Origin of the sequence: Promicromonospora sp. NPDC023805 (assembly GCF_040639635.1) — a bacterium.
GTDB lineage: Bacteria > Actinomycetota > Actinomycetes > Actinomycetales > Cellulomonadaceae > Promicromonospora.
This window is the reverse complement of sequence record NZ_JBFAAH010000007.1, coordinates 91,411-113,459: the sequence shown is the minus strand read 5'-3', so window position 1 is coordinate 113,459 and position 22,049 is coordinate 91,411. Positions and strand designations below refer to the sequence as shown.

The window sequence follows — 22,049 nt, the reverse complement described above, 5'->3', positions numbered from 1 at the left end:
ATGCCGAATATGCCCGAGATGCGAGTAACTGGGAACGGGAGCAGTGTTGAACACAGCACGGCGCGACAGTGCGCTGTGAGGAGGAAGGAGATCAACATGCCCTCGTGGCTCATTCTCGTCCTGGTCGGCGTGGCTCTCGTGATTCTCGGTGTCGCCACTGAGATCGGCCAGTTCCTCATCTGGATCGGTGTGATCGTGCTCGTGGCCAGCCTGGTCATCGGCCTGGTCAACCGCAGCCGGACATAGCGCCGGAACGTACCGGACCTCTCCAGGCCGCGATCTGCTGATGCCCCCGGCAGGTCGCGGCCTGGGCCGTTCCCACGACCGGTCTCAGACGAGCCCCTCCTCGCTCAGCACCTCCTGGGCGATGGCGAACGCGCGGTTGGCGCTCGGCACCGAGCAGTAGACCGCGGTCTGGAGCAGCACCTCCCCGATCTCGTCGACGCTCAGCCCGTTGCGCACGGCGGCGCGAACGTGCATGGCCAGCTCCTCCCAGTGGCCACCGGCGACGAGGGCGGTCAGCGTGATCATCGACCGGCTGCGCCGGTCGAGCCCAGGCCGGGTCCAGATCTCGCTCCACGCGTACCGGGTGACGAGGTCCTGGAAGTCGGCGGTGAACGGCGTGGTGCCCGCGACGGCGCGGTCCACGTGCGTGTCACCGAGCACCTCGCGCCGCACGGTGGTGCCGTCTTCGCGGTGCTGGTCCTCGCGATCGGTCATGCCGCGACCCACCCCGCCACCAGCTCCCTGACCAGCGCGGCAACCTCCTGCGGCCGCTCGGCCGGCACCAGGTGCGCCGCCCCGTCCAGCACGTGGAACCGGGCCCCCGGGATAGCCTGCGCAATCTCTGCGAGCTGTGCGGGCTTCGTCGCCCGGTCCGCCGCACCCGCTATCGCCACGACGGGGACACCGACGACGCCGAGCCGCCCCCGCAGGTCGTGGCCGCCCAGCGCGCGGCACACCGCGGCGTACCCGAACCGGTCGGCGGTCTGCAGGTCGGCCAGCAGCCGCAGGGCGACCTCCGGTGCGCGATCCAGGAACTCCGGTGCGAACCACCGTCCGGCCGCCGCCTCCACCTGGGTAGGGGTGCCCGCCCGCTGCACCAGATCGGCTCGTTCGGCCCACGCAGTCGGTTCGCCGAACCGCGTCGCGGTGCAGATCAGCGCGGCGCCGAGCACCCGGCCGGGCGCGTCCAGCAGCAGCCGCTGGCCGACCGCGCCACCGACTGAAACCCCCGCGTACCAGAACGGCCCCCCGGAGTCGCCGCGCCGTGCCTGCGCCCGCTCGACCACGCCGAGGACGGCGGTCGCAAGGTCGCCGACGGTGAGCCCGTCGAGCTCACCAGGCGTGGGCGACGGGGCGGTGCCGTGGCCGGGCAGGTCCCAGCCGACCACGTCGAGATCAGCACCCAGCAGTCCCGCCACGTCGGACCAGAGCGCCGCTACCGAAGTGCCCAGCGAGGGCCCGAGGACCAGCAGCGGACGCGTCGCGTCACGCAGCGTGAGCTCGACGGCACCCAGCCGGGGCCGCACGGTCACGGCTCCTCGCTCGGCCGGCCGAACCGGCCGAGCACCCGGTCCACCACCGCGGCGGCCGCCGCGACGTCGGGCGCCCGTCCGACGTCGGTCAGGCCCTCGCGCAGGTTCCGGTCCACGGCGTCGGTGTCCACCTCGAGACCCTCCAGGAGCTCAGCGACCGCATGCGCCGACGCCACGGTGTGCCGGGCGAGCTGCTGCAGGGCGGGCCACTCGGCGTGCCACGCGCCGTCGGACCGCTCGTCGACGGCGAGACCTGCTGCCGCCAGCACCTGCGCCGCCAGGTGCGGTGCGGCGATCGCCGAGCGCCGCACCAGCACCGACAGCACGGGGTTGCGTTTGTGCGGCATCGCCGACGACGCCCCGCGGCCCGGCGCGGGCGGCTCCCGCAGCTCGCCCACTCCGGGCCGGACCCCCTGCAGGACGTCGTTCGCTACCTTGCCGAGCGCCGCGCACACCTCCGCGAGCGCCGAGGCCAGCCGGACGAAGGGCGTGCGCGTGACGTGCCACGGGCCGGGGCCGACGGGTAGCCCGAGCTCGTCGCCCCAGGCCTCGACCAGCGCGAACGGGTCGCAGTCGGCGACGGGGTCGCCGTCGGCCAGGTCGCTCACGCCGGACAGCTCGCCGGCCGCTCCGCCGTAGGCCAGCGGGAGGGCCTCTGCGGTCTCCGCGAGGAAAGCCCGGGCCGGGTCGAGGCCCTGGAGCCAGCCCGCGAACCGGGCGCCCAGCGTGGTCGGGACGGCGGCCTGGGCGAGGGTGCGGCCGAGCGTCGGCCGGCCGCGGTGGTCCTCCGCGAGGCGGGCTGCGGCGGTGACGGCCCGTCGGAGGTCGGCGTCGGCGTGGCGTGCCGCGTCGCGGAGCAACAGGACGAGGGCCGTGTCGAGCACGTCCTGCGATGTCAGCCCGGCGTGCACGAGCGGGGCGAGGTCAGGTCCCGCCGCGTCGCGCAGCTCGGCGACCAGCGGGATCACCGGATTGCCCCCGCCGGCGCTCGCGCGGGCCACCCGGGTGGCGAGGGCAAGCGCGACCTCGTCCGGACCGGCCAGGCGTTCGACGACGGCGTCCAGCCCGTCGCCGCCTCGATGCCTCGTGAGGACGCGCACCCATGCAGCCTCGGTGCGCAGCATCGCGCGCAGCACCGCTACGTCGTCTGTCATCGCGGCCGGGGACCCGGGGCCGAGGTCCGCGCCGGGGGTGAGCAGGCCGACGTCAGGCATCGATGCCGTCCTGTCCGGCCGCGGCGGCCGGATCGCCGGCGAGGGCGTGCGTGCGGACGTGCGCGCGGTCGTACGTGAGGAACACGGTCTCCTCCTCCCCTGGTGGTCCGCCCTGGAGGCGGATGTCGAAGCGCAGCGAGCAACTGACGCCGTAGCGCAGCGCGCCGTCGGCCTCGCCGCGTGCGAACAACGTGGCCCGTCGCTCGGGTTCGAGCGAGGCGAGCAGCGGGTCCTGGCCCGACGCTCCGGCATCCGGCAGGTAGGCGCGTGTGAACAGGCGGTCCTGCAGGCCGCGCGCGAAGACGGTCACGGCGAAGAACGGTGTCCGGCCCGGCTCGGTAGCGCCCGGGCGCAGCGTGCGGAACCAGTACCCGCCCTCGCGGTCGGTCTCGGCGCGGCCCCAGCCGGTGAAGGTGCCGTCGCGCAGGATCGAGCCGCTCCGGCGCACGACGGCGCCCGCCGGGTCGGCCTGCCAGATCTCGATCAGCGCGTCGGGGACCGGCGCGCCCGCGCCGTCGTACACGGTCCCGTGCAGACGGACGGCGCCCGGGGTGCCCGCCTCGACCAGCTCGTTGCCGTGCGGGTAGGGCAGCGCGTAGCCGAAGAAGGGGCCGACGGTCTGGCCGGGTGTCGGTGGCAGCAGGGGCTTCGGCGACAAGGGCTTCGTGGCGGGCTCACTCATCGCCGTCCTCCGGTTCGGTCCAGGTGCGGTGCGACCCGGTCAGGACGATGTCCCAGCGGTATCCAGTGGCCCACTCGTGCTCCGAGACGTCGTGGTCGTAGGCCGCAACGAGCCGGTCGCGGGCTCGGGCGTCCTGGATCGACTGGTAGATCGGGTCCAGGGCGAAGAGCGGGTCCCCGGGGAAATACATCTGGGTGACGACACGCTGGGTGAGCTCCCGCCCGAACAGCGAGAAGTGGATGTGCGCGGGGCGCCACGCGTTGAAGTGGTTCTTCCATGGGTACGGGCCGGGCTTGATCGTCTGGAACCGGTACCAGCCGTCGTCGTCGGTCAGCATCCGCCCCACGCCGGTGAAGTTCGGGTCGATCGGCGCCGGGTGCTGGTCGCGCTTGTGGACGTACCGGCCTGCGGCGTTGGCCTGCCAGACCTCCACGAGCTGGCGGCGTACCGGTCGGCCCTCCCCGTCGACCACCCGGCCGCGCACCACTATCCGCTCGCCGATCGGCTCGCCGTGGTGCTGGACCGTCAGGTCCGCCTCGAGCGCGCCGATGTCCCGCTCGCCGAAGACCGGGGCGAACAGCTCGATCGTCTCCGGGTCGGCATGGTGCAGGTCCTTGGTCGGATGCCGCAGCAGCGAGCTGCGGTAGGGCGGCCAGTCGAGGCGCGGGCCGGACTCCGCCGGCGCGCCGCGGTCCAGGCCCTGCTCGTAGGCGCGGTGCGCGGCCTCGATCTCGGCGCTGAGCCGCGCCTGCGAGTCGAGCGCCGGGGGCGGTCCGGAGGCGTCCGGCGTCATCGTGTCCCCCTGTCGAGCCGGTCCTGGGCGGCGAGCAGGACCGGGGTGTTGTCTCCCGCGTAGACGTCGTACCCGCCCACCCGCTGCACCACCTCGAAGCAGACGCGGCCGATGCGCGGCGTGTAGAAGTGCCAGAACTCGCCGGTCACTGACCGGTCGAACATCAGCTGGTGCTCGCGCAGGAGGGCCAGCGTCGCCTCGTCGAGCCCGAACCTGGCTCGCAGGTCGTCGTAGTAGTTGTCCGGCACGGGCACCGGGCGGAGCCCCCGGTCCCGGGCTCGCCGGGCGACCGCTACGACGTCGGTGCAGGCCAGCGCGATGTGCTCGGGATGCGACACCCCGACGGGCGCGACGTTCAGAGAGATGCGGACCGCGCCGCTCGGGGTGCGCATCACCTGGCTGCGGACCAGGCCCTGCGGTCCGGCGGCCTCGGTAGCCGTCGGCTTCTCCAGCCCCAGCACGCTGGTGTAGAACAGCACCGCCTCGTCGTGGGCGTCCCAGCCGTGCGAGACGTTGACGTGGTCGATCCCGGTGATCTCCCCCGCGCCGCCGGTCCGGCCGCGGTCGAACTCGGCGGCCCAGGCGGGCTCCTCGCCCGCCGCCGTCCGGTCGCGGCGGTCGTTGAGGAACACCTCCAGCCCGCTGGGTGCCACGAACCCGGCGAGGTCCTGCTCGCCGTCCTGGGTCCTGCGGGGGGCGGCGCGGACCGCCAGGGCGCGGGCCCGGTCGCCGGCCACCGCGGCGTCGGCCACGCCGAAGCCGATGCCCGCCAGGTGCGGGTCCAGGTCCCGCGCGTGCTGCTCGTTGAGCACTATCCGTGCGTCGCCGGACGACCACAGCCGGACCGGCTTGGTGCGGTGCTGGCCGCTGAAGGTGAGGCCGATCTGGTCGAGCAGCACCTCGACCCCGCTCGTGTCCTCCGCCTTGATCTCCACGTAGTCGTACCCGGTGGGCACGTCGACGTCGGCGATCCGGTGGAGGCTCGCCCGGCCGTCCCCGCCATCCCTGGTGGCAGCGGGCTCGCCGTCGTCGGCCAGGAGCCGGGCCGCCCGGTCCTCGAGCCAGACCAGGGAGCGCAGCGCGTGCTCGGCGGTCCGGCCGGTGTCGGTCTGCCGGAAGACGTCGTTGAAGACCTCCAGCGAGAGCGGGCCGGTGTAGCCCGCGCGGACCAGGTGGGTCACGAACCGGCCGAGGTCCCACACGCCCTCCCCCGGGAACAGGCGGTGGTGCCGGCTCCACGAGAGCACGTCCATGGTGAGCGCGGGCGCGTCGGCGAGCTGGACGAAGAAGATCTTCTTACCGGGGATGTCCTCGATGCCGGCCGGGTCGTGCCCGCGGGAGAGGATGTGAAAGCTGTCGAGGCACACCCCGACGGCCTCGTGGTCGGCGAGCTGCACGATCCGCCAGGAGCGGCGGTAGTCGTCGACGTACCGGCCCCAGGCCAGCGCCTCGTACGCGACCCGGATCCCGAAGGATGCGGCGAGGTCGCCCAGGCGGCGCAGCTGCTCGGCGGCGACCTGGTCGGAGCCGACGGTCGCCGTGCCCACGTTGCTGCAGACCAGCACGGTGCCGATACCGAGGCGGCGCATCGTCGTGAACCGTTCCCGTGCCCGGCGCAGGTTCTCCTCCAGCAGGTCCGGGGTGACGCCCTCGAAGTCCCGGAAGGGCTGGTAGAGGTCGAGGCTCAGGCCGAGCCGGTCCGCGAGCGCCCGGATCTCCTCCGGGCTGCGGTCGTTGACGACGAGGTCGGGCTCGAAGATCTCGACGCCGTCGAACCCGGCGTCGGCGCACGCGTAGAGCTTGTCCTCCAGGCTGCCGCTGAGGCAGACGGTGGCGATCGACCGGCGCATGTCAGCCCTCCGTGACGAGCTGGTCGAAGTGGGCGTGCATCCGGTCGACGTCGGGTTCGAGGCCCGTGATCAGGCGCAGGCTCTCCACCGCCTGGCCGACGGCCATCCCGCCACCGTCGAGCGTCGGCAGGCCGCGGGCCCGTGCGCGCCGGAGGAGCTCGGTATCCAGCGGCCGGTAGACGACCTCGGCGACCCACGTGTCAGGGCCGAGCCGGTCGACGTCGAACGCGACACCCGGGTGCTCGGCCATGCCCACCGGCGTGACGTGGACGACGCCGTCAGCCCGGGGCAGCCAGGCGTCGAGCGAGCCGCCGCTGCCGCGCAGCGCGCCTGAGAAGCGGTCGACCATCGCCTCGACCGCCGCCGGGACGACGTCGTGCACGACTACCGGGTCGAACCCGAGGTCGAGCAGCGCCGACGCGGTGGCGAGCCCGGCACCCCCCGCGCCGACCTGGAGCACCGTGCCGCCGGACCGGCCACCGGACCGACGGTCACCGAGAAAGCCCTCCAGGGCGGCGCGGAAGCCGGTGACGTCGGTGTTGTGCGCGGTCCGCCGGCCGTCACCGAGCAGCACCAGGTTGGCGGAGCCGAGACGGCGCACGACCGGGCTGAGGTCGGCCACGTGGCCCAGCACCGCCTGCTTGAACGGGTGGGTCACGTTGGCCGCGTCGAAGCCTGCGGCCTCCAGCCGTCGCAGCTCGGCGCCCAGGTCCACCTCGCGGCGTCCGCTGAGGTCGACGGTCCGGTACTCGTAGTCCAGGCCGAGCCGCCGCGCCTCCTCCATGTGCAGCGCGGGCGACAGCGACGGCTTGATGCCGTTGCCGAGCAGGGCGACCCGGTAGCCGCTGCTCATGGCGCGCCCGTCCTCTGCGCTCGTGGTACGGGCGCTGGTGGTACCGGCGTCACTGTGCGGAGCCCCGGATGGCCTCGTAGACGGCCAGCGAGTCGCCCTCGAGGTTGGCGCGGAACCACTCGTCGGTCTGCTGCGCGAACGCCTCCTGGTCGACGTCGTCGACGATCTCGACGGAGCCCTCCTGCACCCACTTCTCGAGGATCTCCCGCTCGGCCTCCTCGACACAGCCGGGCATCTGCTCGACGGCGGCCGCCACTGCCGCCTCGAGCGCGGCCCGCTGGTCGTCGTCCAGCTCCGAGTCGAAGGTCGGCGCGGCCACTATCAGGTTCGAGTTCTGCCCGTGGTCCGACATGCTCACGTAGTCCTGCACCTCGACCAGGTTGCTGGCGGAGATGTTGGTCAGCGGGTTCTCCTGACCGTCGACCACGCCCTGCTGCAGGGCCAGGTACAGCTCCTCGTAGGCGACCTCGGTGGGTTCCGCGCCGAGCGCCTGCGCGTTGAGCAGGTGCTGCGCGGACCCCGGGAAACGCATCCGCAGCCCGTCGAGGTCTTCGGGCTCCCGGATCGCCTCGTTCGCGGTGAACTGCCGTGCGCCGGCCGACCACGCGCCGAGGATCGACACGCCCCCGGAGGCGTCCTTGAAGTCCTGCTCCAGCTGGTCGGCCGAGCCGTCGGTGAAGAACCGGACCAGGTGGGCGCCGTCGTCGAACACGTAGGTCGCGTCCACCACCCCGGCCGGCTCGTAGACGGCGGCCAGCGCCGAGGCACCCTGGATGTCGATGTCGACGTCGCCCGACTGCACCGACGCGATCCGGTCGGCGTCCCCGCCGAGCTGGCTGTTGGGGTACACCTCGACAGTGAGGCCGACGTCGGCGGCCTCTGCCTCCTCCTTGATGACCTCGGCGCCACAGGTGTGCTGCGGCTGGTCCTCGGTGTAGCTGTGGGCGAGCGTCAGCTCGACCTGGCCGCCTCCGGCGTCCCCGCCGGGGTCGTCACCAGCGCCGCCGCAGGCGGTCAGCAGCACCAGGGGCAGGGCCACGGCCGCGCTCGCCGCGGCGGTCCTGGAGCGATGCAGTCTGGAGCGGTTGTGATAGAGGTTCATGACGGGTCCTCTCGGTTCGTACCGACGTCGTCGTCGGCTGGGTTGAAGGAGCGAGCAGAGCAGCTAGAGCCCGAGCTGTGCCGGCAGCCAGGTGGCGATGCCGGGGAAGAAGATGATCAGCAGGCAGACCAGGATCAGCGGCACGATGAAGGGCAGGACGCCCCAGAAGACCTCGCCGACCGGTACCCGCTGGGTCGAGCTGAGGACGAAGAGCACCGTGCCGACCGGCGGCGACAGCAGCCCGATCATCAGCGAGATGATCATCACGACGCCCAGCACGAGAGGGTCCACCCCGAGGGCCAGGGCGATCGGCATCAGGATCGGCACGACCAGCACGAGGATGGGCGTCGCGTCGCCCACCGTGCCGAGCACCAGCATCAGGAGTAGGACCAGCAGCAGGAAGACCGTGCCGTCGTCGGTGATCCCGAGCACGAGCTGGGACAGCGCCTGCGGCACGCGCTCCAGGGCGAGCACGTACCCGAGCAAGGCGGCCGACGAGACGATGAGCATGATCGATGCAGTGCTGAGCGCCGTCTCGACGAAGATCTTCGGCAGGTCCCTGACCTTGAGCTTCCGGTACCCGAAGCCGAGCGCCATCATGTACGCGGCGCCGACCGCCGCGGCCTCGGTCGGCGTGAAGAGCCCGCCCAGGATGCCGCCGAGGATGACCACCGGCGCCCCGAGGGGCAGCACCACGCGCTTGCCGGTCTCCGCGACCCGCGCCCAGGAGAACCCGATGTGCCGGATGTCGGGCTGGCGGCGCACCAGCAGGAACACCACCACGCACAGCCCGAGCACCATCAGCAGCGCGGGCACCACGGACGCGGCGAACAACGCACCCGTCGAGACCGCAGCTATCCCGGCGAAGATCACCGCCGGGATGCTGGGCGGCATGACCGGCGCGATGAGCGCGGACGCCCCCACGACGCCGAGGCCGAACCGCCGGGAGTACCCGGCGCGCAGCATCGGCGGGATCTCGACCTTGCTCAGCGCCGCGGCATCGGCCACCGCGGACCCGCTCATCCAGGAGAAGCCGAGGCTGACGCCGACGCTCACGTAGCCGAGCCCGCCGCGGACCCTGCCGAACAGCGCGAGGGCGAAGTCGAAGAGCCGGTCCGCGATGCCCGCATGGTTGGCGACCACACCGAGCAGGATGAACAGCGGGACCGCCAGCAGCACGAAGTTGCCTGTCGCGTCGGCGACCAGCCGCATGGGCAGCCCGAGCGACTGGCCCTCGAGGAGCAGGTAGCCGAGGCCGGGACCGAGGAAGGCGAACGCGACAGGGACGCGCAGGGTCAGCAGCGCCATGATCGTCACGACGAGCAGGAGCGAGGTCATCACGGCACCTCGACTTCCGTGGCGTCTCCTGTGGCGGGCATGCCGAAGCGGGCGACCCGCACCGTGCCGACGGCGGCCCTGATCGTCGCGCTCACCAGGCCGATCAGCGCTATCCCGTACACCCAGGACATCGGCAGGCCGAGCGCGGGCGAGGTGAGGAAGCCGGCCGAGTACACCAGCTCCCAGCACGCCCAGGCGAACGCACCGGCGATCAGCGCCACCAGGGCCATCGCGAAGGTCTGCACCACCCGCACCACGACAGGGCTGGGCAGGGTGTCGATCAGCTCGATGGCGATGTGGCCGTTGCGGGTCACGAGCACCCCGGCCGCGACGAACGTCAGCCAGATGAGCGCGAACTGCGACAGCTCGCCCGCCCAGACGATCGACGGCACGGGCAGGTAGCGCTGCGCCGCCTGGAACAGGATGAGCCCGAAGATCATGGCCGCGGCGAGGCACGTGATGCCGAGCTCGACGGCGGTGAGCAAGCGGACGAGGCTACCGATGCCCCGTCTCGTGCCGCGCTCCCCCGGCGGACTCTCAGCCAGGTTCTCCGGCGGGTTCTCCGGCGGGTTCTCAGCCGGGCTCATGCGTGGTTCACGTACATCGTGACGGTCCCCTTCCGTCCGGCAGCACACAGCGGTGTGGTGCGGTCATCACCACACGTCGGCGTGTGGCGTCGTCACTGCGGCGACAGTAGAAACCGCCCGACAACTTGTGCAAGCAGTTGCCAAAATTGCCGCGCGTATGGCTAGATGCCCAGGTGCAGCCCACGATCTACGACGTCGCGAAGGCGGCGGGCGTGGCCGCGTCGACGGTCTCGCGCACCTTCAACAAGCCCGGCCGGGTCAACGAGGCGACCCGGCAGCGGGTCCTCGCCGCCGCGTCCGAGCTCGGGTACCAGCACAGCCCGCAGAACCGCGCGCTGCCGGGCGGGCGGCACCGCACGATCGCGATGGTCCTGTCCGACATCACCAACCCGCACTTCTTCGAGCTCATCCGCGGCGCGGAGCAGCGCGCCAGGGCGTCCGACGTCACGCTGGTCATCGTCAACGCCGAGGAGTCGCAGCGGGTCGAGGAGGGCCAGATCCGCGACCTGGCCCCGACCGTCGACGGGTTCGTCCTCGCAGCGAGCCGGCTCGCCGACGACGACCTGGTCGCCCTGGCCGGCAGGCACCGCGTGGTCCTGCTCAACCGTGAGCTCACCGGCCTGACCAGCGTGGCGCTGGCCGTGGGCGCGGGCTGCCAGCAGATCCTGGAGCACCTGGCCTCGCTCGGCCACCGGAGCCTCACCTACTGCGCCGGACCGCCCGGTTCCTGGATGGGCGCCGTGCGGTGGGCGGCGCTGAGCGCCGGGGCCGAGGAGCACGGCATGACCGCGCACCGGGTCGGCCCGTACACGCCGAACGTCGCGAACGGCGGGGTCGCGGCCGACGGCGCGCTGCGCACCGGCGCTACGGCGATCGTCGCGCACAACGACCTGCTGGCGTTCGGCGTCATCCGCAGGCTCACGCAGCGCGGCGTCCGCGTGCCCGACGACGTGAGCGTGGTCGGGTTCGACGACATCTTCGCCGCCGACTTCGTCCACCCGTCGCTGACGACGCTCGGCGGGCCGGGCGCGCATGCCGGCCGGCTGGCCGTGGAGCTCCTGATCGACCAGTTCGCCGGGCGCTCGGTGCAGGACGCCGAGCAGATCAGGCTGCCTACCGAGCTGGTGCTGCGCGAGTCATCGGGTCCGGCGCCGCGCGAGTCCTGACGGCGTCGTCCTGCTGAAGATCCTCATGATCATCTTGACCGCGGGACACCACCGGCCACAGATTCGATCCCGATTGGCCCGGCGCTCTCACGCCGTCGCGCACCGGAGCTCGACGGCGGGCGCCCGGGCCGGACTGGAGTCGTCGTGGAACCGAACCGCGTGGACCGAGCTGGATCGAACCGAGCGAGACCGAACCGGCCGGCATCGAACCGAGATCCCGGGCTGGACCGGCGCAGCCTGCTCCTGGGCGCGACGGTGCTCGGCTCAGCCGCCGCCCTGGGCATCGCCGCCCCGGCCCGAGCGGCGGTGCCGGGCTTCCCGTCCTTCACCCGCCTCGGCGCAGCCATGGACAGGTCGGCGCTCGCCTACAACCCCACCGACGAGATCATCTTCCCCTCGATCCTGCACGTCGCCGGGAGGGTGCCGAACCCGTTGGGCGCCTGGTACATGTACTACGCCCCGCACGACCCGCCCGGCGGGATCTGCCTCGCGTACGCCGACTCCCTCGCGGGCCCCTGGCGGGAGCACCCGGGCAACCCGATCATCGCCCGCACCTGGTCGCCGCACTACTCCGTCAGCCACGTCTCGAGCCCGCACGCGGTCTGGAACGCCGCCGACCGCAGGGTCTACCTGTACTTCCACGGGGAGAACACCACCACCAGGGTGGCCACCTCCGCCGACGGGCGCGGCTTCGCCTACGGCGGCACGGTGCTCACCACGGGGATGCTGCCGTCGAACGTCAGCGAGGCCTCCTACGCGCGGGTGTTTCCCCACCCCTCCAGGCCCGGCATGTACGTGATGCTGTTCATGGGCAACCAGGCGGGGACCCGGAAGATCTTCATCGGCTGGTCGCAGCGGCTGGCCTCGGGCTGGCAGTTCAAGCCCGACCCGCTGATCTCGCCCGCCGCGGGCGAGGGCGGCCAGCTCTCCGGGGCCCACTACTGGTCCCGCAACGGCGGCGGCCACGTGGTCTACCACAGCGGCAGCGGCTCGATCCACGTCGCCCACGTGGGCACGAGCTTCGACCGCGAGAACCACCTCGGTGTCCTGTACACCGAGCCGGTGGCTACCCGGGCCGCGGCGCCGAGCTTCGCCGAGGAGGGCGGCCGGCTGCACATGTTCTACGAGGCCGGCCAGCGCGGGAACACCAACATCGCCATCGCGCGCGCGAACTGATCACTCTGCTCCGGCCCGGCCCGAGGGGGCGCCGGGCCGGAGCGGCGACGTCCCGGGCCCGACAGGCCTTGGCCGCGCCAATGTTAGTGACTAACATTATGGGATGGTCACACCCCGCACCCTCCGGACCAGGGCCCGCATCCTCGATGCGGCGCTCGATCTCTTCGAGCGCCAGGGCTACGACGCCACGACGGTGAACCAGATCGCGGAGGCCGCCGGAGTCACCCCGATGACGTTCTTCCGGCACTTCCCGACGAAGGACGCCGTGCTGGTCACGGATCCGTACGATCCGCTGATCGCTGAGGCCGTCGGCGCCCAGCCGACCGGTCTTCCGCCCTTGGAGCGCACCCGGCTCGGCCTTCTCGCCGCCCTCGGCGACATCACGCCCACCGAGGACTCGACGGCGAGGCGCCGCGTGGCCCTGGTCGCCACCTCCCCTTCGCTGCGCGCCGCGATGACGATCAGCACCGAGGCCACCCAGGACGCCATCGTCGAGCGGCTCGTGGCCGACGGCGTCGATCGCCTCGACGCCGCGATCTCAGCGTCCGCCTGCCTGGCCGCCACCACCGCGGCTCTCCTGGCCTGGGGCTCCGCGCCCAGCGACGTCACGCTCGCTCGTCTCGTCCGCCGCGCCCTGGCACAGCTCGCCCCGGCAGGAGCGGCCTCATGACGGCGCCCGCCCTCCAGCTCGACGACGTCTCGCACACCTTCGACGGCAGAGCAGCCCTCGACCGCCTCACGCTGACCGTCCTGCCCGGCCGGGTCACGGCTCTGATCGGCCTCAACGGCGCGGGCAAGACGACAGCGCTGCGCGCGCTGACCGGCCGCCTGCGCCCCACGTATGGCGTGGCCAGGATCCTCGGCCACGACCCGGCCGGCATGCCCGTGGACACCGCCAGACGGTTCGGCCACGTGGTCGACACGCCGTTGGTCTACCCGGAGCTGACCGTTACCGAGAACCTCCGCTGCGCCGCCCGCCTGCACGGCCTGGCGCGGCACGCCGCCGCAGCAGCCGCTGACGCCGCCGTCGGGCGGATGGGGCTGGACCCGTGGCGCCACACCCGGGCCGGCGCGCTCTCGATGGGCAACCGCCAGCGCCTCGGGATATCCGGCGCGACCCTCCATCGACCCACGGCGCTGATCCTCGACGAACCGACCAGCGCCCTCGACCCGCAAGGCGTCGTCCTGGTCCGCGAGCTGGTCCGCGGCCTGGCCGACGACGGCGCGGCGGTCCTCGTCTCGAGCCACCACCTCGACGAGGTCGCCCGGGTCGCCGACGAGATAGTCGTGCTGCACGGCGGGCGCGACGTCGGGCGGCTGGAGCCCGGGGGCACGGATCTGGAGCAGCGGTTCTTCGCCATGGTCCTCGATGCTGACACCCGAGCAGCGGACTCTCGCAAAGCCGGCAGCGGGAGCCTGACGTGACCGCCGGAACCGCGCTCCGCGCCGCCCTGGCCGTCGAGACGCTCAAGCTGCGCCGTTCGACCGTCGCCCGCGTCGCGACGGCACTGCTCGTGCTCCTCGTTCCGCTCGGCAGCGTCGGGATGGTCGCGCTCGCACGGTCACCGCAGGCCGTCGGTCCGACGGCGGCCAAGCTCGCCGACTACGCGGCCGGCGATCTCGCCACGACACACCTGCTGGTGTGCGGCCAGGTCCTCTCGGTCGCCGCCCTGGCCGCCGGCGGGTTCTTCGTCGCCTGGTCGTTCGGGCGCGAGCTGGAGAGCGGCACCGCCGGGGCACTGTTCGGGCTGGCCGTGCCGCGCGGCACCGTCGCACTGGCCAAGTGCCTGGTCGCGCTGGCCTGGATCACGTCGTGCGTGGTGCTGGCCGTCGCCGTCACGACGGCTGCCTCGGCGCTCGTCGCCGGGGTATCGGGCGATTCCTTCCCGACCTGGGCAGGGGTGCGGAACGCCGTCGCCGCCGGGCTGCTCGGCGGTGGCCTCGCCCTGCCGTTCGCCTGGGTGGCGACCGTGACACGCAGCCAGCTCGGCACGGTGGGCGCGCTGGTCGGCATGGTCGCGCTCACCCAGATCGTGGTGCTGCTCGGCGGCGGCACCTGGTTCCCCTACGCCGCGCCGTCCCTGTGGGCGGGCATGGGCGGGGCGGACGCCGCGGCCGCCGTCGGCCCGCCTCACCTGATGCTCGCCGCCGCGATGGCCCCGCTCGGCGCCGCAGCGGTCGTCAACGCCTGGCGGCGCCTGACGAACGTGTGACGCGGGTGATGGGGAGGTCTACAGTCATTACTGGTGTGCCGGGAAGCCTGGTCGGCGGTCATTTTGTCGACCCTGAAGGAGCTTTCCGATGAAGGCGCTGATCATGACCTTGGGCACCCGCGGTGACGTACAACCGTTCGTGGCGCTGGCGCGGGCACTGGAGACCGCAGGCCACGAAGCGGTCCTGTGTGCGCCGCACCGCTTCGAGCAGCTCGTCACAGGGAACGGCGTGACATTCGCGGGCGTCGACGACGGCCCGCTGCGACAGCTCGACACCCCGGCCGAGGCCGGCGAGGCGTTCGGGGGCGGCCTCCGGATGCGGCTGCGGCAGATCCGCGAGATGCCCTCGATGTTCGACCAGGTCCTGGGCGACTCCTGGCAGGTCGCCGCCCACGGCGCCGGCAAGGGTGCGGACGTCGTCATCCACAACGGACAGATCCTGGCCGGCCAGCACGTCGCCGAAGCACTCGGGATCCGGGCGGTCCTGGGCCTGCCGCTACCGATGTACGTCCCGACGCGCGAGTACCCGTGGCCGGGCCAGTCGCTGCCGTTCGGCCTGCCGGGCCGGCTGAACCGAGCCACGTTCGGCGGGATGCGGCTGCCCGCGGCGATGTTCGGCCGCGTGATCGACCGCTGGCGCCGGGACGCTCTGGGCCTGTCGCGCAGGCGGGGCCGGCACGATCCGACGGTGCGGCCTGACGGCGGGCCGGTCCCGGTCCTGCACGCCTACAGCCCGGCTGTGTTACCCCGACCCGAGGACTGGCCCGCAGGGGCCGAGGTCACCGGGTATTGGTTCCTCCCACCCGAGCCCCGGCTCCCGGACGTCGTCGAGGAGTTCCTGGCGGACGGAGCCGCACCGCTGTTCGCCGGGTTCGGCTCGATGTCGGGGCTGGCTCCGCAGACGAGCACCCGCGCAGTCGTCGAGGCCGCGGCCCTGACCGGCAACCGGCTGGTGATGGCCACCGCCTGGGGCGGGCTCGACGCCGAGGCGGCGCGCGCCGCGGCCGACGAGCACCGCGTGGAGCTGCTCGTGGTGGGCGACGTGGACTATCAGCGGCTGTTCCCGCGGATGGCCGCCGTCGTGCATCACGGCGGAGCGGGCACCACAGGCACCGCGTTCACCGCCGGACGGCCCCAGGTCGTGTGCCCGTTCGTAGCCGACCAACCCTTCTGGGGGCGCGTGACCCACGCGCGCGGCGTCGCCCCGACGCCCCTGTCCCAGCGCAAGCTCACCGGACCGGCGCTGGCCGGGCGGATCGCCGAGGCGTGCGCACCGGCGGCGACGGCCGCTGCAGCAGAGCTCGGGGCTCGCATCTCCCGGGAGCGGGGCCTGGACCGGGCGGTCGCCCGTGTCGAGCGCGCCGCCGAGGCCGGTCGCTGACCTTCGAGCCGGCGCACGCGGCAGCGAAGGTCTACAGCGATGTACTACCGCTCAGGATCTCGCCTCTCTACAGTTCGCGCGGGAGCGCGCCGCCGTGAGAGCCGGAACAGTCCTGGGGGGACCTGTGCTTCGCATTCACTTCTCTGCCACCGACCTGGTGCGCACCCGCGTGGGGACCCGGCTCGACCCGATGTGGGAGCTGGTCCTCAGCGTCCACCAGGTGGCCCGGCCCGAGTCGTACTTCGGCTCGTGGAGCAGGCTCGCCCGGCGCAGGCTCGTCCAGGCCGGGACGATGCGCGACGCGGAGCTGCTCGCGACGCTGACTCCCGCGCGCGGCTACTTCCCCGACTTCCTGACACCCGCGGCCCTGCCGACGGAGTTCGAGGCGGGCGTCGAGACAGTGCTGTCCACCGGCAAGCAGCGGCTCCGGGCGGAGGTCGGCAGGCTCGACGGCGGCAGAGGAGCCGGGCCGTGGCTCGACGACGTGGCGGCGGGCCGCCCCGCCGCGCTGCACCGGCTCGGCGTCGCCATGCGGCGCTACCACCGGACGGTGGTGACGCCGCAGGTCGACCAGGCGGCAGAGATCACCGGCCGCTGGGTGGCCGGCCTGGCGCACCGGACGCTCACGCACGGCGTCGACGCGGTGCTGAGCACGCTCGGCCCGAGGACCCGCTGGCGGGCGCCCGTCCTGGAGATCGACTACCCCGTGACCCGGGACCTGCACCTCGGGGGCCGCGGACTCTCCCTCGTCCCGACCTTCTTCGGCATCAACCACCCGATCACCCTCGCCGACCCGGAGCTGCAGCCCGTGCTGGTCTACCCGGTCAGCCGCGAGCCGTTCTGGCGGCCCGACCGCGACCCCACGGACCGGCCGCAGGCCGACGCCCTGAGCGAGCTGCTGGGCCCGACCCGGGCGGCGGTGCTCCGGGTACTGGACACCGAGCTGTCGACCACCGCCCTCGCGGCACGGACCGCCGCCTCACCCTCCAGCGTCAGCCGGCACACCGCGGTGCTCCGGCGATCCGGGCTGATCACCACCTGGCGCAGCGGCACGAGCGTGCTGCACATGCGCACCACCATGGGGAACGACCTGGTCCACGGTCGCTGACCGTCGGGGGCCCGGCGGCGGGCGTACGGCAAGGCCCGTGACAGGGCGTTGTGGCAAGGCTTTGCGCCAGGGTGCATTTCGTTGCCGTGACCGGACACATTTCCTACGTTGCGTCTGCCCGAATTCACCCTTTCCGACCCACGGAGACGCAGCCTGTCATGAACCTGCCCCAGACCCGAGATCCAGCGCCCGCGCGGCGCCGGCGGCGCGAACGCCGTAGAAGGCCCCTGCTCCGCGTGGTCGCCATCGGCGTCACCGCCGCCGTCAGCGGTACCGCCATCGTGCCGGTGTACGACGCGCCGGACGCGGTGGCGCACTCGCACACGGAGTTCTGCTCGGAGCTCGTCGGCCAGTCCGAGGAGTACATCTACGAGGAGTTCCCCGAGGAGGGGGCGGAGCCGGTCGAGGCCGAGGCCGAGAACTACACGTACGACACCGAGATGGACGCGATCCTCGACTCCTACGTGGAACCGACCAGGGAGTACCTGGACCGGGTGCCGGACGAGTGGGCGGCCGATCCGATGGACAGCACAAAGCGCCTCGAGTGGAGCTACAAGACCCATCTCGCCGGGAACCCCGACGCTCGGTTGTCGTGGGACCAGTGGAAGGGCCTGTACGGGAGGGTCAACGATGACCAGAGCAGGGGCCTGGCCTACGAGCGGACTGCACTCTCCACCCTGTTCCCCTTGGACACCGCCGACTGGCTGTGCCGGGACACCCGCCTGGAGAACGGCCAGACGACGAGCGCGGTGAACAACCGGACTCGCCAGTTCATCAACGTCTCCCCCGGAAACACGATCTCGACGGCCCGGCTCAACTCGTACAAGGACCTGACTACCGCTGGCTACAAGGCGCATCACGTCTTCAGCACCACGCCGAGCACGACCACGGCGCAGCAGGTGCGGGCCTCCGGAGCCACCTACTCGGTCACGCGGGCGACCGGGTCGAACCCGCCCCCGCCCCCACCCGGCGGCGGCGGACCGTTCAACCCGTCTTGCCCTCCTGGGCGAGCATGCGCGCCCGCGAAGCCGAGCGGCGGTGCCGTGAACTCCCTGGCGCGCAACTCGGGCACCAGCGCGAGCAACGCCGCAAACCTGCGCACCGCCGGCAACCAGCTCATGAACTCCTCGCCGCGCCAGTTCCGGCCGCCGTTCCCCCTGGGTGGCATCGACTGGACATCCCTGGAGCTGCGCTATGTCTCCGACGACCCGAGCGCGCAGGAGTTCGACTACGCCTTCTCCGCCGCCGAGATGCCGGAGGGCGCCGACCCCTCGTTCGGCGGCGAGGCCGTGCTCGACCTGTCCTCGGACGCGCTGTTCACCTGGCTCGCCCTCGAGCGGGACCAGTTCTGGGTGAATCTCAACCCCGACCAGCCCGAGACGATCATCGACGAGCAGTTCGCGACGACCGAGGCCGGCCGGGTCCTGCTCGAGTCGGACTTCGAGCTCAAGAGCACCCTCTACGACAACTTGAACCCGGAGACCGAGTCGGGGCGCGAGTTCTTCGAGTCGCTCGAACGCGGCCCGAACGGCGAGCTCTGCTGGGGCTCGCACCGCATGTGGATCGAGCCGCTACCGGCGTCCGCGAGGGAGGACGGCGACCAGCTGTACATCCTGGACTCACCACTGAACGTCCAGATGGAGCCTTTCGAGGTCTCGGCGCCTCCGGGGTCGGGACCCACCTGTGAGGAGCTCGTGCCCGAGGAGGTCCTGGACCGCAACCTCCAGCGGCTCATCGACCGGATGGTCCCGCTGATCGAGGAAGCGGTCAACACCGCCCCGGAGTACGCGGACCTGCGCCGCGTCTACACCGCCCGGATCGCCGCGGAGTGGCTGCGGCAGCGCGACGCCGTCCGGCCGGGTGCGTTCCACGACATCATCAACAGCGGCGACGTGTCGCAGTGGCCCGTGCAGGAGGGCTGGGACCCGCAGGACGTGTACGACGAGTTCATCGAGGCGACGAAGACCGTGCAGTTCCGCTACGAGTACGAGCACGGCGGCATGGACTACTACATGGACGTCACCGGCGGCATCGCATTCCCGGACGCCCCGCGCGACCCGATGCCCGCCGCACAGTTCGAGCGGGAGCACGCGACCCTGCCCGAGAGCGTGCAGGACGCGAAGTACGAGGCGGTCGCCGACCGCGACGTCGACCCGGAGGCGGACGCCGGGACCGCCTGGCTCGGCGGCGGCACGCTGCCCGAGCCGGACCCCGACCCGGAGCCGACCCCCACGCCCACGCCGACCCCGACCGACGACGGCCCGGGTGACGACGGGCCCGGCACCGACCAGCCCGGTGACGACGCGCCAGGTGACGGCTCGGACGACCGACCCGGCACGAGCGAGCCCGCCCCGGACGCCGCGGACCGTCCGGACGACGGGGAGCTGGCCGCTACCGGGTTCTCAGGCGGCTGGCCGATCTGGGCGGCGCTCGTACTGGTGCTGGCCGGCGCGACCCTGATCGCCCTGCGTTCCCGGCTCCACGCGAGACAGCGATAGCACCGCCCGTCCTTCCCGCCGGCCCGCGTCGGCGGGAAGGACGGCACCTGCCGAGAACGCGCACGTTTGTGGGAGGTCCTGTCGGGGTATGCCAGATCGGTCTCACCTGGCCATAGTCTCGGGGAAAGCACGGCGAGCGCCAGGGGGCCATCGCCTGCCGGCCGGTTCCCCAGACCTCGGAGACGCATCATCACTCGAAGAGCAAGTACTTGGACCGTCCCGCTCGCGGCCGCGCTGCTGCTGACCGGCTGCGGCACGGGCGGGATGACGTGGCCGCCGGATCTCGCCCACGCGCCCGCGCCGCTCCAGCAGCTTCCCGAGGCGGCCGGCCGAGGCGACGTCGACGAGGTCCCCCTCGCGGAGCTGGCGCACGCGGGCTGGCTGGCGGACGCCGCGGAGCGCACCGAGATCCCGCCACGCGCCCTGGCGGCCTATGCCGGCGCGGCCCTGCGGCTGGCACGGACGCAGCCGGAGTGCGGCATCGGGTGGAACACGCTCGCGGGTGTCGGCATGGTCGAGTCGGTGCACGGCACCTACCTCGGGGCGCGCACCGGCGACGACGGCACGGTGCGCCCGGCGATCATCGGCATCCCGCTGGACGGCAGCGAGGGCGTCATGGCGATCACCGACACCGACGACGGCGAGCTCGACGAGGACGCGGAGTGGGACCGCGCCGTCGGCCCGATGCAGTTCATCCCGGCCACCTGGGCGGACCATGCGGAGGACGGCAACCTCGACGGGGAGGCCGATCCGCACCAGATCGACGACGCGGCCCTGACCGCCGCCCACTACCTGTGCGAGAGCGGCGGCGACGTCACCACCGACGACGGGTGGGCCACCGCGCTGGCGGCCTACAACCGCTCGGTGTCGTACGCCAACGACGTGGCAGACCTCGCCGGGTCGTACGCGGAGCAGCCTCAGGCCTCGTGACGCGCGGTCAGCGTGCGGAGGACCGTGACGACGCCGTGCTCGTGCAACGTCCCGGTGACCTCGTCCGCGGCATCGACGACGGCCACCGGCGCGTGGCCCATCGCGACGCCGCGAGCCGCCCACGCGATCATCTCCAGGTCGTTGACGCCGTCGCCCACGGCTACGGTCCGCCTCGGGTCGACGCCGATCCGCTCGCGGATCCGCTCGAGTGCCGTCGCCTTGCTCACGTCGCGCGGCGTGACGTCCAGCCAGTCGGGGCCGGCCGGGGTGGGGGTGACACCCAGCGCGCGCAGCGGCCCGATCAGGTCCAGGGCGCCGGCGCCCCGGAGGATGACGCGTGACGCGGGCACGTCCCACAGGTCCGGGTCGGGGACGCTGCGCTGCTCCCCGTTCACCAGGCTCGGGTCGAAGAACCGGTTGACCCGGTAGCCCCAGCCGATCTCCTCGACACCTACCTGGACGGTGGGGAGGGCAGCGCGAGCGAGGCGGATCACCGGCTCGACGTCGAAGGCGTGCACCGTCTCGAGCCGGAACCCGCCGGACAGGGCAGCACCGACACGCGCGACCACCGCGCCGTTGGACGCGACGACCCAGCCCGGGTCGATACCCAGCCGGCGGGCGACGGGGAGAACACCGACCAGGGACCGGCCCGAGGCCAGCACCACGTGGTGCCCGGCCCGCCGCACGTCCTCCACTGCTTCGACGGTCACGGCAGGGACGGTCATGCCGCCCGCCGACAGGGTGCCGTCGATGTCGAGCGCGATCAGGGCGCCGGCCGCGGCGTCCCTTCCAGGAAAGGTCCCGGGAACGGGCACAGTCGCCCGCTGCGGGTCGGTGGAGGACGGCGTCACGGTACCTGTCGTCGGCGTCATGCCTCTCAGACGCTCTGGGCGACCGGATGTCACAGCACTTCCCGGATCGCTCGGCCCGCGGCGGTCAGACGAAGGTCCAGTTCGGCATTCTCGAACCCTTCGGGAGCTGTGGTGCGCCCGGGCCGTACACCCAGTTGACGTCGGCGGGCCCGGTGAGGTCGCGCATCCGCCACGGCATCTCGTCCCCGTCCCGGAGGACGGGTTCCAGCCTGGTGAGCAGCCCCGTCATGAGGTCGCTCCCACCGCGCACGACGGCCTCGACCGGCATGTCGGGCGAATCGACGCTCTCGCCGCCGACAAAGAACCCCGGCGGCGGGGAGACCGGCACGAAGCACCCATTCGCCAGGCGGAGCACCAGCACCCGGTAGCCGTGCCGGGTCGCCGATCTCGTTGCGGAGCCGCCGGAGGCGCGGGTGCCGAACCAGACGTCGGTCACGTCGCGGAGGTCGACGGTCACCTTGTCCCCCCGGCCGAGGTACAGGTGGTCCTCGGTCAGGCGAAAGTGCGCCCGGTCGATGAAGCGCACGATCTTCGGGTGCGCCCAGAGGACCGCCAGAACGATGGCGGCGATCCAGAGCGTGGTACCGACCACCCTGAGCACGGGTTGCGCGGGGGAATCCCCGAGCGCGATGAGCGGCACCACGATCACCAGAGCGCCTGCCATGGCACCGAGGTTGCCGGCGGCGACGTACAGGAACCAGAACGTCGGCCAGCCGAAGAGACCTGGCCTTACCTGGGCGAGCGTCAT

22 protein-coding genes are annotated in these 22,049 nt (G+C 72.6%); 10 read left to right on the top strand and 12 right to left on the bottom strand.

The genetic code is table 11. From position 1 onward, the window contains the following. The first annotated feature begins 96 nt into the window (after positions 1-96). Positions 97-246, top strand: coding sequence for a hypothetical protein (locus AB0F70_RS09680; RefSeq protein ID WP_357446799.1), 150 nt, complete (start codon positions 97-99; stop codon positions 244-246). Positions 247-330: 84 nt separating this feature from the next. Here the strand turns inward: AB0F70_RS09680 and pcaC are convergent, their stop codons facing one another. From pcaC to AB0F70_RS09630, 10 genes are all read right to left on the bottom strand, one after another. Further along, positions 331-720, bottom strand: coding sequence for a 4-carboxymuconolactone decarboxylase (pcaC, locus tag AB0F70_RS09675; protein WP_357446796.1), 390 nt, complete (start codon positions 718-720; stop codon positions 331-333). Next, the gene (locus tag AB0F70_RS09670) at positions 717-1,538 is read right to left on the bottom strand and encodes an alpha/beta fold hydrolase (protein WP_357446793.1); all 822 of its coding nucleotides are present in this window, start codon (positions 1,536-1,538) and stop codon (positions 717-719) included. Before AB0F70_RS09670 ends, pcaC begins: the two co-directional genes overlap by 4 nt. Then, positions 1,535-2,752: a lyase family protein gene (locus tag AB0F70_RS09665; protein WP_357446790.1), complete on the bottom strand. Its 1,218-nt coding sequence runs from the start codon at positions 2,750-2,752 to the stop codon at positions 1,535-1,537. The genes AB0F70_RS09670 and AB0F70_RS09665 overlap by 4 nt, the downstream gene beginning before the upstream one ends. After that, positions 2,745-3,434: a protocatechuate 3,4-dioxygenase subunit alpha gene (gene pcaG, locus AB0F70_RS09660; protein ID WP_357446787.1), complete on the bottom strand. Its 690-nt coding sequence runs from the start codon at positions 3,432-3,434 to the stop codon at positions 2,745-2,747. Before pcaG ends, AB0F70_RS09665 begins: the two co-directional genes overlap by 8 nt. Then, positions 3,427-4,227, bottom strand: a complete 801-nt coding sequence (pcaH, locus tag AB0F70_RS09655; RefSeq protein ID WP_357446783.1) for a protocatechuate 3,4-dioxygenase subunit beta — start codon at positions 4,225-4,227, stop codon at positions 3,427-3,429. Before pcaH ends, pcaG begins: the two co-directional genes overlap by 8 nt. Then, positions 4,224-6,077: a TIM barrel protein gene (locus AB0F70_RS09650; protein WP_357446780.1), complete on the bottom strand. Its 1,854-nt coding sequence runs from the start codon at positions 6,075-6,077 to the stop codon at positions 4,224-4,226. The genes pcaH and AB0F70_RS09650 overlap by 4 nt, the downstream gene beginning before the upstream one ends. 1 nt (position 6,078) lies before the next feature. After that, the gene (locus tag AB0F70_RS09645; RefSeq protein WP_357446777.1) at positions 6,079-6,930 is read right to left on the bottom strand and encodes a shikimate dehydrogenase; all 852 of its coding nucleotides are present in this window, start codon (positions 6,928-6,930) and stop codon (positions 6,079-6,081) included. 49 nt (positions 6,931-6,979) lie between these two features. Continuing rightward, positions 6,980-8,032, bottom strand: a complete 1,053-nt coding sequence (locus AB0F70_RS09640; RefSeq protein ID WP_357446773.1) for a DctP family TRAP transporter solute-binding subunit — start codon at positions 8,030-8,032, stop codon at positions 6,980-6,982. Positions 8,033-8,095: 63 nt separating this feature from the next. Next, positions 8,096-9,370 (bottom strand): TRAP transporter large permease, encoded by a 1,275-nt coding sequence (locus AB0F70_RS09635; protein ID WP_357446770.1) that lies wholly within the window; start codon positions 9,368-9,370, stop codon positions 8,096-8,098. Continuing rightward, the gene (locus tag AB0F70_RS09630) at positions 9,370-9,957 is read right to left on the bottom strand and encodes a TRAP transporter small permease (RefSeq protein WP_357446767.1); all 588 of its coding nucleotides are present in this window, start codon (positions 9,955-9,957) and stop codon (positions 9,370-9,372) included. Before AB0F70_RS09630 ends, AB0F70_RS09635 begins: the two co-directional genes overlap by 1 nt. 173 nt (positions 9,958-10,130) lie before the next feature. Between AB0F70_RS09630 and AB0F70_RS09625 the strand changes: the two genes are divergently transcribed. The 9 genes from AB0F70_RS09625 to AB0F70_RS09585 all read left to right on the top strand — a co-directional run bounded on the left by AB0F70_RS09625 (position 10,131) and on the right by AB0F70_RS09585 (position 20,429). Then, positions 10,131-11,123 (top strand): LacI family DNA-binding transcriptional regulator, encoded by a 993-nt coding sequence (locus tag AB0F70_RS09625; protein WP_357446764.1) that lies wholly within the window; start codon positions 10,131-10,133, stop codon positions 11,121-11,123. A gap of 144 nt (positions 11,124-11,267) precedes the next feature. After that, positions 11,268-12,299, top strand: a complete 1,032-nt coding sequence (locus AB0F70_RS09620; protein WP_357446761.1) for a hypothetical protein — start codon at positions 11,268-11,270, stop codon at positions 12,297-12,299. 103 nt (positions 12,300-12,402) lie between these two features. Next, entirely contained in the window at positions 12,403-12,969 is a 567-nt protein-coding gene (locus AB0F70_RS09615; RefSeq protein WP_357446758.1) for a helix-turn-helix domain-containing protein, read from the top strand. After that, complete coding sequence (locus tag AB0F70_RS09610) at positions 12,966-13,724, top strand: ABC transporter ATP-binding protein (protein WP_357446755.1); 759 nt, start codon at positions 12,966-12,968, stop codon at positions 13,722-13,724. The genes AB0F70_RS09615 and AB0F70_RS09610 overlap by 4 nt, the downstream gene beginning before the upstream one ends. Beyond that, positions 13,721-14,512, top strand: a complete 792-nt coding sequence (locus AB0F70_RS09605) for an ABC transporter permease (protein ID WP_357446752.1) — start codon at positions 13,721-13,723, stop codon at positions 14,510-14,512. The genes AB0F70_RS09610 and AB0F70_RS09605 overlap by 4 nt, the downstream gene beginning before the upstream one ends. Before the next feature lie 88 nt (positions 14,513-14,600). After that, complete coding sequence (locus AB0F70_RS09600) at positions 14,601-15,893, top strand: glycosyltransferase (protein ID WP_357446749.1); 1,293 nt, start codon at positions 14,601-14,603, stop codon at positions 15,891-15,893. Between the two features lie 124 nt (positions 15,894-16,017). After that, positions 16,018-17,001, top strand: a complete 984-nt coding sequence (locus AB0F70_RS09595; RefSeq protein ID WP_357446746.1) for a helix-turn-helix domain-containing protein — start codon at positions 16,018-16,020, stop codon at positions 16,999-17,001. Between the two features lie 158 nt (positions 17,002-17,159). Then, positions 17,160-19,499: a hypothetical protein gene (locus AB0F70_RS09590; protein WP_357446743.1), complete on the top strand. Its 2,340-nt coding sequence runs from the start codon at positions 17,160-17,162 to the stop codon at positions 19,497-19,499. A gap of 264 nt (positions 19,500-19,763) precedes the next feature. Further along, a complete protein-coding gene (locus AB0F70_RS09585; protein ID WP_357446740.1) occupies positions 19,764-20,429 on the top strand; it encodes a lytic transglycosylase domain-containing protein in 666 nt (221 codons plus the stop codon). On the opposite strand, the gene AB0F70_RS09580 is transcribed toward AB0F70_RS09585, so the two are convergent. Both AB0F70_RS09580 and AB0F70_RS09575 read right to left on the bottom strand, forming a co-directional pair. Then, positions 20,417-21,301: an HAD family hydrolase gene (locus AB0F70_RS09580; RefSeq protein ID WP_357446736.1), complete on the bottom strand. Its 885-nt coding sequence runs from the start codon at positions 21,299-21,301 to the stop codon at positions 20,417-20,419. The genes AB0F70_RS09585 and AB0F70_RS09580 overlap by 13 nt on opposite strands. Before the next feature lie 64 nt (positions 21,302-21,365). Continuing rightward, positions 21,366-22,049, bottom strand: a complete 684-nt coding sequence (locus AB0F70_RS09575) for a hypothetical protein (RefSeq protein WP_357446733.1) — start codon at positions 22,047-22,049, stop codon at positions 21,366-21,368.

Coding starts and splice junctions, on each gene's coding strand:
- AB0F70_RS09680 (WP_357446799.1), top strand. CDS start 97: ATGCCCTCGTGGCTCATTCTCGTCCTGGTCGGCGTGGCTCTCGTGATT.
- pcaC (WP_357446796.1), bottom strand. CDS start 720: ATGACCGATCGCGAGGACCAGCACCGCGAAGACGGCACCACCGTGCGG.
- AB0F70_RS09665 (WP_357446790.1), bottom strand. CDS start 2,752: ATGCCTGACGTCGGCCTGCTCACCCCCGGCGCGGACCTCGGCCCCGGG.
- pcaG (WP_357446787.1), bottom strand. CDS start 3,434: ATGAGTGAGCCCGCCACGAAGCCCTTGTCGCCGAAGCCCCTGCTGCCA.
- pcaH (WP_357446783.1), bottom strand. CDS start 4,227: ATGACGCCGGACGCCTCCGGACCGCCCCCGGCGCTCGACTCGCAGGCG.
- AB0F70_RS09650 (WP_357446780.1), bottom strand. CDS start 6,077: ATGCGCCGGTCGATCGCCACCGTCTGCCTCAGCGGCAGCCTGGAGGAC.
- AB0F70_RS09645 (WP_357446777.1), bottom strand. CDS start 6,930: ATGAGCAGCGGCTACCGGGTCGCCCTGCTCGGCAACGGCATCAAGCCG.
- AB0F70_RS09640 (WP_357446773.1), bottom strand. CDS start 8,032: ATGAACCTCTATCACAACCGCTCCAGACTGCATCGCTCCAGGACCGCC.
- AB0F70_RS09635 (WP_357446770.1), bottom strand. CDS start 9,370: ATGACCTCGCTCCTGCTCGTCGTGACGATCATGGCGCTGCTGACCCTG.
- AB0F70_RS09630 (WP_357446767.1), bottom strand. CDS start 9,957: ATGAGCCCGGCTGAGAACCCGCCGGAGAACCCGCCGGAGAACCTGGCT.
- AB0F70_RS09615 (WP_357446758.1), top strand. CDS start 12,403: ATGGTCACACCCCGCACCCTCCGGACCAGGGCCCGCATCCTCGATGCG.
- AB0F70_RS09610 (WP_357446755.1), top strand. CDS start 12,966: ATGACGGCGCCCGCCCTCCAGCTCGACGACGTCTCGCACACCTTCGAC.
- AB0F70_RS09600 (WP_357446749.1), top strand. CDS start 14,601: ATGAAGGCGCTGATCATGACCTTGGGCACCCGCGGTGACGTACAACCG.
- AB0F70_RS09590 (WP_357446743.1), top strand. CDS start 17,160: ATGAACCTGCCCCAGACCCGAGATCCAGCGCCCGCGCGGCGCCGGCGG.
- AB0F70_RS09585 (WP_357446740.1), top strand. CDS start 19,764: ATGACGTGGCCGCCGGATCTCGCCCACGCGCCCGCGCCGCTCCAGCAG.
- AB0F70_RS09580 (WP_357446736.1), bottom strand. CDS start 21,301: ATGACGCCGACGACAGGTACCGTGACGCCGTCCTCCACCGACCCGCAG.
- AB0F70_RS09575 (WP_357446733.1), bottom strand. CDS start 22,049: ATGACGCTCGCCCAGGTAAGGCCAGGTCTCTTCGGCTGGCCGACGTTC.